This window comes from Pediococcus acidilactici DSM 20284 (assembly GCF_000146325.1).
GTDB classification, from domain to species: domain Bacteria; phylum Bacillota; class Bacilli; order Lactobacillales; family Lactobacillaceae; genus Pediococcus; species Pediococcus acidilactici.
This window is the reverse complement of the sequence record NZ_GL397067.1, coordinates 183,265-195,471: the sequence shown is the minus strand read 5'-3', so window position 1 is coordinate 195,471 and position 12,207 is coordinate 183,265. Positions and strand designations below refer to the sequence as shown.

The window sequence follows — 12,207 nt, the reverse complement described above, 5'->3', positions numbered from 1 at the left end:
TCATTCTCCTATCGTTTACAATACTGGTAATTATACAAAATCATCCCTTAATGTGCATTAAAGTCACCAAGTTGTAATCCTTAGCGAATTGTTGCTCCTAATTGGGTTTCTAATTGTTCAACTACCTTCGCAAATTCCTGGTTAACGGTATCCTCTTGTAAAGTAGCATTTCGATCTTGATAGGTCAATTGGTAGGCGAGCGATTTAGTTCCCGCATCTAAATGATTTCCAGCATAAACGTCAAATAATTTAACGTCCGTTAGGTATTTTTGCTTGGTACCTTGAATAACGTCCAATACTTGTTCGTTAGTAACCTCTTCAGCCACTAGTAATGCCACGTCACGGGTAATTGCTGGATATTTGGAAATCACTTCGTAATGTTGCATTTGCTTTGGTGCATCAATAATTTTACTTAAGTTCAATTCAAATACGTACGTTTCGTTGATCTTGTATTCTTGCGCAGTAGTTGGGTGAACTTGACCAACAAATCCAATAAGCTGATCGTCTAAGTAAATGTCCGCAGTTCTACCCGGGTGCATTCCCTTGCGATCTTGGTCAGCAACGTATTTAATCTGGCCTTCTAACGCCATGTTTTGGAGGTACTTTTCTACAATTCCCTTGGCATCAAAGAAGGAAACGTTTTGTTGCGGTTGGTTCCAAGTCGTTGCTTGTAAGGATCCGGTAATTGCTCCTGCTAAATGTTCCACTTCTCGCGGTTGAGCTTGTCCTTCAACTGAATAAAAGACCCGCCCTTGTTCATATAGCGCCACGTCGTCAACAAAGCGCGCGTGATTGTAAGCAACGTCGTCTAACAGCCCACTAACTAAATTCATCCGTAAAGCTTCGTGATCCAAGGTCATTGGCCAAGCTACCTTAACTGGTTCAGTCGTTTGCTTTAAGAAGTTTTGACTCTTGGCAACCGTAGTTAAGCCATAACTCATTGCTTGAGTTAAACCAAGCCCTTCTAAAATCTGCCGTGAATTCCGCATGATTTTTTGCTTTTCGGTTAATTGACCCACCGTTGGAGCTCCGGTTGGTAGCGTTACAGGCAGGTTATCATAACCGTAAATCCGGGCGATTTCTTCTAAAAGATCAGCTTGTAAATGAATGTCCCAACGGCGTACTGGCACGGTTACTTCAAACGTTTCCGCATTTTCATCAGTGGTTACGGCAAAACCAAGCCGTGCAAAAATTGCTTCGACTTCACTAATCGTTAGAGTAGTTCCCAACACCCGGTTAATTTTAGCCAACGTAATTGCTACCTTGGCTGGTTCTTTAGTGGTTGCAGCGCCCACGACTTCATCCGGATAGGCTTGGCCCTTACCAAATTCACTAATCAAGGCAACTGCCTCGTTCAACGCATCCGTTACGGCACCGTAATCAATCCCCCGTTCAAACCGCATCGAAGCTTCGCTGTGCAAGTTATGGAAACGAGCGGTCTTACGAACCTTGATCGGATCAAAAATAGCTGCTTCTAGCACAACCCGACTGGTAGTAGGTTCCACTTCCGAAGTCAAGCCGCCCATTACCCCTGCTAAGGCAATTGGTTGGCCATCTGCAGTTACTACTAAATCTTCGTCACGGAGCTGTCGTTCTTCGCCATCAAGGGTGGTAAATGAGGTGTCCGCTTCAGCTTTAGCAACGCCCACCGTCTTGCCTTGCAATTGGTCGAGGTCGTATGCATGCAATGGTTGACCATACTTCAACATTACGTAGTTAGTAACGTCCACTACGTTATTGATTGGTCGAATACCGACCTTCATTAAAAGGGTTTGGAGCCAAAATGGGCTGTCAGTTACCTTTACTTGGTCAATACCACGCATTTTATATACCGGAGCAAGTTGATCATCAGCAATCTCAACTTTAATTTGGTCACTTAGTTTTGCATCCGTCACGCTGGTTACTTCGGGAACCGCCTCAAACTGAGCCGTTTGGTCTAAAATGGCCGCGATTTCATGAGCGTTTCCGTTCATACTGAACATGTCCCCCCGGTTAGGAGTTACAGAAGTATCGATGACGTCATCATTCATCCCTAAAACTTCCATGACAGAATCACCAGGATGAACGTTACTATCAGCTGGGAAAACGTAAATGCCATCTACGTACTTCTTAGGAACCACGCTATCCGGAAAACCAATTTCTTGCAATGCGCAAATCATTCCGTTTGAAGGGACACCCCGCATTTTACTGCGTTTGATCTTAACGTTGTCTTTAATTCGTGAACCGTGTAACGCCACGATGACGTCTTGATCCGCAGCAATGTTAGGCGCACCACAAACAATTTGGATTGGTTCTTCTTCGCCAACGTCAACTTGGCAAATATGTAAGTGGTCTGAATCTGGGTGATCAACCACTTCCAAAGTGTGGCCCACCACAATTTTCTTTAATTTATAATCTAACCGCGTAACCGAATCGACTTCCACGGCAGTCCGCTCAATTTTTTCAGCTAAATCTTGCGGTTCGATGTTGCTTAAATCCAAATACTTGGATAACCATTGATATGAAAGTTTCATTGTTAACTAACCTCGCTTGTCAAACTGGGATAAAAATCTTACGTCGTTTAAATAGAAGTTCCGAATGTCGTCAACTCCATAACGCAACATTGCAAATCGGTCGGGACCTAATCCAAAGGCAAACCCGCCGTATTCTTCAGGATCGACGCCGGCCATCTTAAGCACGTTAGGATGAACCATTCCGGCACCGAGCACTTCAATCCAACCGGTATTTTTGCAAACTGAACAACCCTTGCCCATGCAGTTAAAGCACGTTACGTCTGCTTCTACCGATGGTTCGGTGAATGGAAAGTAACTAGGACGCAGGCGAACTTCAAAACGATCGCCAAATAGTTCCTTTGCCATCGTAATCAATGTCCCCTTCAAATCACCCATGGTAATGTTTTTATCAATTACCAATCCTTCGATTTGGTGGAATTGATGCGAATGAGTTGCATCGTCCGTATCCCGCCGGTAAACCACGCCTGGAGAAATCATTTTTAGCGGTCCCATACTAAAGTCATGCTTTTCCATTGTCCGGGCTTGTACTGGAGAAGTTTGCGAACGCATTAAGACTTCGTCAGTGAGGTAAAAAGTATCCTGCATATCGCGTGCCGGATGGTCCTTAGGCAAATTTAACATCTCAAAGTTGTAGCGATCCAATTCCACTTCGGGACCTTCCACAATCTGGTAACCCATTCCTAAGAAGAGGTCTTCCAAGTTATCAATGATTTGTTGGATAACGTGCGGTTGGCCCTGGCGAACGGGTGAACCTGGCAAAGTTACGTCAAGTGTTTCGCTAGCTAATTGCCGGTCGAGGGCTGCTTGTTCTAACTCCGCCTTTCGAGCTTCAATTTGTTCCTTTAAGTTATCACGAATTTGGTTAGCGTATTGGCCCACTTTAGGCCGTTCTTCCTTACTTAAATCGCGCATCCCCCGTAAGATTTCCGTCAACGGTCCCTTTTTTCCTAATAAGTTAACCCGGATTTTATTTAACTTTGATAACTCATCCGTGACCTTAATTTCTTGTAGGCCCTTTTCTTCTAGTTCTTTTAACTTGTCCTGTAAACCCATAATCTTTCCACCTTTCTGCAAAGAAAAAACGCCCCCTAAAAAAGGGACGTTTTAAACGCGGTACCACCCTTGTTTGCAATTACTTGCACACTTGGTTAGCCCCATAAGGGTGGCCGACCCGCCTATTCTAAAACGAAGCGAATTCACCGCAACTAGTATCGAAGGTTCTCAGCTTTCCCTTCTTCTCTGGCTACTAATCTCAACCGGCTACTACTCTTCTAGCTTGATATTGTATTCACTTAGCTACTTTAACTAAAATCCTCGCCGAGGTCAATAGTCAATTAGTACCAACAATCCGCAAACTTATGCGCGGCTTCTAAGACTGGCCGGAGCCCTTCGCCTTCTTCAGTTAAGCGGTACTCAATTAAGGAAGAATCCTGATAGGTACATCGTTCAACCAATCCTTCTTCTTCCAAATTCTTTAACCGCTCAACCAACACCCGGTCACTACACTTCGTTACCGAACGTGATAGGTCTCGAAAACGTTGTGGACCGGCACTGGTCAGCACTTCTAAAATCAAACCGTTCCATTTCTTTCCTAAAATATCAAATAGGTGTTCAAACTTTGGACAAAGTTCAAAATCAGTTGGTGTTTTTTGGTGTACATTTTGCATATCAAAAACCTCTTTAACTAAATCAACTTAATCACTTTATTTTTATACTCTAATAATTTAAGCCGCAAGTTTTTCCGAACGTGGTCCGTATATTCACTTACTGCTTGGGCATCGTCTACAAGAGAGACAATGCTGCTTTCTGCATACTTAGGACGGGCAATTGTAGCTCCCCACATATGCTTTAAAATAATGTCTTTTTCTTTGTCATTTAAAGTAGTAATTTTTTCGGCATTTCGTAAAGCAACCCGGGGATGGATAAATGCATGGGTACCAAGCGTAAACTTGGTCGTCCGCCAATCATAGTAAAACAGATCGTGCAATAACCCCGCCCGCGCTGTGGAGCGAACGTCTAAATGGAATTTTTTTGCCAATAAATAACTTTCATAGGATACCCGGATACAATGATCCAACCGGGTTCCGTTATGATGCTGCGTATAGTTTTTCAATCGTTGTACTTCGTCTGTTTCAAGTAAATCGCCGACTAAATCTAAATATTGTGCATCATTTTCCCAATCCAATACCTTCATCTAAAGCTCCTTTTGGCTAGTTAGTTACTCTAATATTAACTGCAAACTTTTTTTAATCAAGCCATTTACGCAAATTAACCGAAAATGTAACCAAACCTTAACTAACTAAACCAAACATTAAAACTCCCGCCGCTACGGCCACGTTCAAGGACTCAGCATTCCCCTTGATGGGAATGTAAAGGTTGCAATCGGTAGCCTTAACTAATTCAGGGCTCATCCCGTTCCCCTCGTTACCCATGATTAAGGAAAAATCTTTTGGAGCATCGATGTCTCGGTAACTTTGGGCATGCTCGTCTAAAATAGAACCGTAAACGGCTTGATGAGCTTGATGGCAAGCCTCAATCCACTTTTGTAGGTTAAGCCGCTTTAATTGTAAATGGTACTGGCTGCCTTGCATAGCCCGTAGAATCTTCGGATTGTAAAAGTCAGCGGTTCCGCTCCCAAAAATCACGCCAGTAAATCCGGCCGCGTCAGCAGTTCGCACCATTGTCCCAATGTTTCCAGGATCTTGGACGTTATCTAACAACAGCCATTGCCCCGTCGTGTCATTAGGCATTTCGTAAACCGCATCCTCCACGTAACCAATCAAAAAGATTCCCTGCTCATGTACCGTATCGGCAATGTGCTTAGACACTTCTTTAGTAACCACAATTAACTTATCTTCGTCAACGTTAGCTTCTAAGCTTGCTAGGTCAAATCCCTCCTCCACAATTAAATACTCGTACTGACGTTCTTCAACGAGCGCCGTTTCTACCGGATGACGCCCTTCTAAAAAGAAACGGCGGTACTTCTTGCGACCATTATTAGTCTTTAGCTTTACCCATTCCTTTACCTTGGAATTTTTTACAGAAGAAATCTTTTCTAACATTATCTAATCTCCTTACCAATTGTAAGTATAACACACTTACGCCATTTTTATATTATCATTAAGCTTGGCAAATTGATATACGTGCTAATAACTAGCTTAGCTAGTTGAAAATGATAAAATTATAGTTGTAAGTTAACGACGAAAGGGATGAACGTTATGCAAGCAGTTCACATGCACGTGGTCGGCCGCGTTCAGGGAGTCGGTTTTCGTTTTATGACCAAACACCTTGCGGATCAACTGAAAATTACCGGTTGGGTCAAAAATAGTCTCGACGGTTCGGTAGAAATTGAGGCTCAAGGACCAAATGAGATCTTAAAGCAATTTATTCAAGGGGTTAAAGCATCTCCTTCTCCTTCTGGGCGGGTGGATAAATTAGTGGTCAAGGAAATTCCGTCGTTTCAGGCTCGCGAGTTTTTAGTTAAATACTAAAGTACGTTGAAAAAGCGGGCAAAATCAAGTATAGTTACCCTTGTGTATTTCTAGTATTTATAAGTAAGAAGGGAACCATACGCAGATTATGAAAAAAATAAAACGAATCTCGACAATTAGTTTAATTGCCGGGCTAGGACTGGTCTTAAGCGGTTGTGTTCAACGCGACAGCCATGGCCACCCTTATGGCTTTATCTATGACAATTTAGCAGTTCCAATGCAACACTTCATGGACTACCTCTCCCATTTAGTTGGCGGGAGTTATGGTTTAGCAATCATCTTAATCACCTTTGTAGTTCGGTTGATTTTATTACCACTGATGGTTAACCAGTCCCGTAAGGCAACCGTTCAACAAGAAAAGATGTCTTACATCCAACCTCAGCTAAAAGTACTCCAAGAGCGTAATCAAACTGCTAAAACGCCGGAAGAAAAAGCTGCGGTCAGCCAAGAAATGATGGCTTTATACCGGGATAACAACATTAGCATGACTGGCGGGATCGGTTGCTTGCCACTGTTAATTCAATTCCCAGTATTTGCTGCTTTATACGCCGCAATTCAATATTCTCCTGAATTGCACCAGGGAATTTTCTTAGGAATTGACCTTTCCAAATCAAGTTTGTTATTGTCCATAATTTCATTCTTGGTTTACCTCCTGCAAGGCTGGCTTGGAACACTTGGGGTTCCTGAAGAACAACGCAAGACGATGCGGTCAATGATGGTCATTAGTCCGTTAATGATTTTGTTCTTCACCTTCTCTACGCCTGCTGGGTTAGGACTTTACTTTGCGGTTGGTGGAGTATTCGCATGTATCCAAACATTACTAATCAACTTCTACCGTCCGCGTATCCGGGCTCAAATTCATGAAGAGATGAAAAAGAATCCTCCAAAGATTATTAAACCAGCTGGTCCAGTAGATTTGGACAATGCAGACGCTTCGGACGCAGTTAAGCCAACCGAAACTGCTCCGCAAACTGCAACCACAAAGATTACTACTAATTCAACCAAAAAGAACGTTAATCACCAGCGGAATGCTGGAAAACAACGGCATCATCACTAATGGGATGTTTAAAAGAAGTCAGGTAGTTCGCAAGCATTAATTGAAAAGGGACCGTTATGCCGATTCGGGCATAACGGTCCTTTTTGGTTAAACAGAACAAGCTGACTTTGGCTCTATTAAAGCCAAACTAACCAAATAGCTTTTAAGAATCCCCTTAACCCCCTTTTTTGCTAGCAATCCTCCGTCACGCAATGGGAATTACTACGGGCTGATTGGCCAGCAACGGAATTCGTTTGCCTTGGCTAATTACCGTTCCCCCATTACGATCGCACGTGATGGTCAGTTGACCACGGTTTACTTTAAAATGGACGAGGCCGTCTTTAATTGGCAACTGGCCGTGTAATTTTTGAAAATAAGCTAGGTGGGGTTGGATTTCAAAAGTTGCGTAACCCGCTTGGGTGGGGCGTAATCCGAAGAAATAGCGCCCCAGTAGATAAACTGGACTTGCTCCCCAAGCATGACAAAGACTTTTTCCGAAAGGGTCGCCATACATTGCGTACTGGGCATCCCCCGATACCTGCGGATCATACTCTTCCCAAACGGTGGTGGCACCCTTTTCAACCATTGCTCCCCAGTATTCTTTAATGGTTTGATACACTTGGTCATATTGTCCTAGCTTACACAAAGCGTCTTGTTCAAAAAATTTAAAGTACGGGGTGGTCAATGCCGTAACCCGATCATTTAAGAGAACGCGTTCCAAAATTAACTGCTGCTGTCTGCGATCGGCCACCGCAAAAAGGACCGCTAAAATATTAGCATGGCGAGTTACATGCCTCCGTTTAGATTCATAACTATCAATAAACGCCCCGCTTGCTTCATCCCAAAAATACTTCCAGACATTTTGTTTTAGTTGGTCAAAGCGTTGCTGATAATGCTGAGCATCCGCGGTTTTTCCCAAGACTTTCTTAGTTACCGTCATTGCTTTTAACGCTTGCAATAAAAACATCTGTTCAGCAGCAACCGGTCCTTCTTTATCAATTGGCGACCAATCCACAAAGATCCAGTCTTGTGGTCGGCCAATAATGAAGCCCAGGGAATTGGTTTGTGCTAGTAAGTAATCCATCATCTTCTCCATCCGGGGCATAATCATTTGCAAAAAATCACGATCCCCAGACATTTCGTAATGGTTGTAAATGCTAATAATCCACAACAGCGAATAATCAACGATGGTATTAATGTGCTGGCGAACCTCGTCATGGCCACGTAACGCTAAAATGGTTCGTCGGTCAACCTCTTCGTTAAAAAAGGAATATTGGTTAATAAAGTTATCTTGGTAAGCATCTCCGCCCCAGATCCAGCGGTCCCGTTTAATGCCATCGATAAAGAAAAGATCGCTGCATAGTTTGAAAGTGCGTAACGAAACTTGCCAAATTTGGTTAAGCAAAGGGTCGTCCGATTTAAAAATGCCGTGATTTTGCATTGGTAAGTCGATTTGAGTCGCTACAGCTTCTAGTTGTCCATCGGGATAGTCTGGAATAAATAGGTAACGGAACGCTCGTTTAGGCAGTTCTTCATTTTCCCTTACATCGCGTTGCTGATAATAACAGTTAACGGTATCTAAAGCTTCGGCTACTGACTCTCCATAGCAAACTTGGATCGGGTGGCTTAATTTAGTAAAACGAACGGTGGCATTAATTTCCCTACCAAAATCAATTAACTTTCCGCCTGCTCGCTCAACAATTTGCTTTGGAAAAGTTTCTCGACATCGATATGGGATTTGATTAGGATCATCCGTGTTGCTAGTAAACATTGCACTCCACCCGACTGGACGCTCTTGAATATAATTACTTGCAACCCAACTAGCATCGGAATAAATTTCCGCTCCCGCAACGTATACACAGGGTAAGTCTTTAGCACTAAATACGTAGATAACAATTTGCTGTTCCCCTGCAGTTAAATTAATTGGTTCGTTTAACGAATACTTCTGTTCATTGACCGTTACGTATCCCGGTTGATGGCTACGCACCATAAAACTAGTTGCGTTTTTAAGCTGGTAAGTTTTTAAAAACTTCACGTTCCGGTAACAATCCTCTAAGTACCAGTATGCCGGCCATTGCATCCCCCGTTCTTCACGAGAAAAGTTCTGTAGCATTCCTTGGTGAATTGCAAAATCTCCAGGATACCAGATCCAATAAGTTTGATTCATTTTATCTCCCTTCTAACGCGTTTTCCGGTGCCGTAGCATTTGAACAATCCCAATTGCGAAGACACCTGAAATTAACGCACAAGCAAAAATTATCCATAAAAAATTTTGTACTGACCACGCCATTAACGTCGGTGTAAAAAGCGAAAAAATTGCCGTGCATAGCCGCACGAATCCATATGAAAAGCCGGTAATTGAAGCGCGAACTTCTACCGGATAGAACGTCTGGGTCCAAATTTTATAAATTGGTTCGCCACACAAAGTGTTTGTAGCGGAATAACAAACGTACGCAATTGCAAAGGCCCACCAAACGTCGCTCCAAACTCCCGCACAGAAAAAAGATACCGCCCCAATTAAAATAGCTCCTTCCATTACTGGATACCGGTACTTGGTGTCCGCAACCTTCACGTAAATCGAATTCGATGCCAGATTAAATACATTAGCAATTAAGGCAACCAAGGTTGCAAATGCTTGGGTGCGGTGCGAAACCGTCACCAAAAAATAATTTACGAAAGAACCCCACGTATTAGCAGGCAGGTTCCAAAATAAATAAAACATCGTTAACGCCACTAGAATCTTTAAGTAAGCCGGATTCTTTAGAATTTCGCCTAGTTTAACCCTTTGCTGACCATTCTGCGAATTAAAAGTCGCTTTTTGGTCGTCCACCAACGAATCTTCCACTCTTTTAAATTTTGGAGAAAAGACCCGAACTGACCAATTGACCAGGGCAACTAAAGCAATTACGCTAAAGATTACCCGCACCGAACCGACCGTCATTGCCGAAGTTAAAAATCCTAAAAATTGCGATAACAAAATGCCAACCGTCCAAAAGATTTGGGTAATCGTAATTGCTCGGCCATACATTGCGTCAGAAGTTCGTTCTGAAATTACGGCTAACGAGGTGGGCAAGTCCGCCCCCGAAGCTATTCCCGCAACGATGGTTCCCGTTAGCAAAATTGGTAAATTAGGGGCGAATGCAATAATGATTGCCCCCACCGCCACGAATAAAATATCTAAATTAAACACACGGACTCGACCAAACCGATCGGCTAGCCATCCACCAACTACGGCACCCAGCGCTACCATCAAAGTTAACAAGGTCGAAATTAACCCGGATAACAACGGGCTTAAGTGCATAATTCGAGTCCAAATTGGTAAAGCTACTCCCAAACTAACTAGCAAACTAGAGTCCAAATAAGACGCCGTTCCCGCAACTAAAACCAACGAAAACGTCTTACGATCCATTTTTGGGGTTACTTGTTCACCCATACTCTTCAACTCCTCAATCAAATCTAACCCGTTTTTTAAAAGACTTAGAAACGTTTCTATGGTTTATATACTGCGACCGTTTGATAACGCTTACAATATCGTTGGCACAGCTATTCGATTGCAAAACTCCAGGTCTATTTTGCGGTTTAGTTACCCGCAAGGTTCCCTTAGTTGGTTCATTAAAGCCAAAAACTGCAACAAAAAAGCACCCTTCCAGGATTTTAGTAAAATCCTGGAAAAGTGCTTAGTTCGTCATTTTTAATAATTTTGGTCGTAGCCCGGGTTTTGTAGGATTGGCAATTCAATTTTAAATACTGAACCCGATCCCACCGAACTTTCTAACGAAATCGTTCCGTGGTATTCCTCAATCAGTTTTTTAGCAATGGACAGTCCTAGGCCGTTGCCGCCTTGATCCCGGCTTCGAGCCTTATCGATCCGGTAAAACCGGTTAAAGACAAGCTTTAAATCCTTTTCGGAGATCCCCTCGCCAAAGTCTTGCACCGCAATTTCAACAAATTGCTTAGTGTTGGCAATCGATAAGTGAATTTCCTTACGTTCTCGAGAGTATTTTACGGCATTATCTAGTAAAATCACCAGAATCTGTTCCAAATGATTACGATAAATTTGTACAATCGGCTCCCCAATCAACTCGTTGTCCATCGTAAACTGAAACTCCGGATGGATCATCTTAAAGTCGTTAAAAACTTGGTTGACGAGCCGAGCCACGTTGGTCTTTTCATTTGGGTAATTAATTTCGATTTGGTCTGCGCGCGTTAAGTCCAGCATTTCACTGACCAAACTCTTCATGCGCTGAGTTTCTTCCAATGAAGACTCAATCGATTCTTCCAGTACCTGCGGATCGTCTTTCCCCCATCGTTTAAGCATCTTTAAGTGGCCTTCCACCACGGCAACGGGGGTCCGCAATTCGTGAGAAACATCCTCAACAAACTGTCGCTGTTGGTCAATATAGCGTTGCATCCGATCAATCATGCTATTAAATTGTTGGCTTAAGTCCTCCAATTCATCGTTGGTGTTCAAAACTGGCACCCGAGATTCCGTTTGCGGATCCTTTTCTAATTCCCGCATCGTGATGTTAATGGAGCGCATTGGCCGGAGCAGGTAGGATGCTAAGCCATACCCGAAAATCGAAATAATCATAAAGACCAGCAGCGAGGTCAACCCAAACAACCAAATTAAGCGGTGGTAATTGCGTCCGTAGTCCCGAAGCAGGTTGACAACTTCCACATAGCCAATTTTTTGCTTATTTCGGTTAATGATGGGCGCCTGTCCCACGATAATTTTTTGCCCGTGATACTTTTGGTGCTTAACCACCCGGTGGCTGACTTTTTTCATTTGCAACGGATTTCGCTGGTTAGAAAAAACGGTTTTCCCCTTTAAATCATATACGGTCACTGCCAAATCCTTACGCGTCAAATTAGCTAGCAAATTATCGTCAAAAACCCGGTGTTGGTGCTCCGTAGACTTTTCGTTAAAATTAGGCCGAAAAATATTGGTAGTTTGATAATTGATAACCTGAGCACTGCGGAGCCGGTCGTTAACCTGACTAATTGTATTTTCAACGTTATGCCGTTCTACGGAGTAAAGTGATCCGGTTAAAATTTTAAACAAGAAAAATGAAAACAGGCCAAAAATTATCAAAACTCCGACACCGGTGCCGATCGCCCATTTCCATTTTAGGGAAACCCGTTGATTACGAATTGCTTGCTTCAACAT

General features: G+C 43.0%; 10 protein-coding genes. 2 read left to right on the top strand and 8 right to left on the bottom strand.

Features of this window, described 5'->3' with window-relative positions; translation table 11 throughout:
- Positions 1 to 80: 80 nt before the first annotated feature.
- The 5 genes from pheT to HMPREF0623_RS00910 form a co-directional block, all read right to left on the bottom strand.
- Entirely contained in the window at positions 81 to 2,513 is a 2,433-nt protein-coding gene (gene pheT / locus HMPREF0623_RS00930; RefSeq protein WP_004165694.1) for a phenylalanine--tRNA ligase subunit beta, read from the bottom strand.
- A gap of 6 nt (positions 2,514 to 2,519) precedes the next feature.
- Positions 2,520 to 3,566 carry a phenylalanine--tRNA ligase subunit alpha gene (pheS, locus tag HMPREF0623_RS00925; RefSeq protein ID WP_036671187.1) on the bottom strand — a complete coding sequence of 349 codons (1,047 nt, stop codon included), beginning with the start codon at positions 3,564 to 3,566 and terminating at the stop codon, positions 2,520 to 2,522.
- Positions 3,567 to 3,847: 281 nt separating this feature from the next.
- Positions 3,848 to 4,180 carry a winged helix-turn-helix transcriptional regulator gene (locus tag HMPREF0623_RS00920; RefSeq protein ID WP_004165691.1) on the bottom strand — a complete coding sequence of 111 codons (333 nt, stop codon included), beginning with the start codon at positions 4,178 to 4,180 and terminating at the stop codon, positions 3,848 to 3,850.
- 17 nt (positions 4,181 to 4,197) lie between these two features.
- Positions 4,198 to 4,707, bottom strand: a complete 510-nt coding sequence (locus HMPREF0623_RS00915; protein ID WP_002831412.1) for an HD domain-containing protein — start codon at positions 4,705 to 4,707, stop codon at positions 4,198 to 4,200.
- Positions 4,708 to 4,804: 97 nt separating this feature from the next.
- Positions 4,805 to 5,575, bottom strand: coding sequence for a TrmH family RNA methyltransferase (locus HMPREF0623_RS00910; protein WP_002831411.1), 771 nt, complete (start codon positions 5,573 to 5,575; stop codon positions 4,805 to 4,807).
- Between the two features lie 156 nt (positions 5,576 to 5,731).
- Between HMPREF0623_RS00910 and HMPREF0623_RS00905 the strand changes: the two genes are divergently transcribed.
- Positions 5,732 to 6,004 carry an acylphosphatase gene (locus tag HMPREF0623_RS00905; RefSeq protein WP_002831410.1) on the top strand — a complete coding sequence of 91 codons (273 nt, stop codon included), beginning with the start codon at positions 5,732 to 5,734 and terminating at the stop codon, positions 6,002 to 6,004.
- 88 nt (positions 6,005 to 6,092) lie between these two features.
- Positions 6,093 to 7,061: a membrane protein insertase YidC gene (gene yidC / locus HMPREF0623_RS00900; RefSeq protein ID WP_004165688.1), complete on the top strand. Its 969-nt coding sequence runs from the start codon at positions 6,093 to 6,095 to the stop codon at positions 7,059 to 7,061.
- Positions 7,062 to 7,245: 184 nt separating this feature from the next.
- Here yidC and HMPREF0623_RS00895 read toward each other — a convergent pair whose 3' ends face one another.
- The 3 genes from HMPREF0623_RS00895 to HMPREF0623_RS00885 form a co-directional block, all read right to left on the bottom strand.
- Positions 7,246 to 9,207 (bottom strand): alpha-L-rhamnosidase-related protein, encoded by a 1,962-nt coding sequence (locus tag HMPREF0623_RS00895; RefSeq protein ID WP_004165687.1) that lies wholly within the window; start codon positions 9,205 to 9,207, stop codon positions 7,246 to 7,248.
- A 12-nt stretch (positions 9,208 to 9,219) separates the two neighbouring features.
- The gene (locus HMPREF0623_RS00890) at positions 9,220 to 10,473 is read right to left on the bottom strand and encodes an MFS transporter (RefSeq protein WP_002831406.1); all 1,254 of its coding nucleotides are present in this window, start codon (positions 10,471 to 10,473) and stop codon (positions 9,220 to 9,222) included.
- Between the two features lie 258 nt (positions 10,474 to 10,731).
- Positions 10,732 to 12,207, bottom strand: coding sequence for a HAMP domain-containing sensor histidine kinase (locus tag HMPREF0623_RS00885; protein ID WP_002831405.1), 1,476 nt, complete (start codon positions 12,205 to 12,207; stop codon positions 10,732 to 10,734).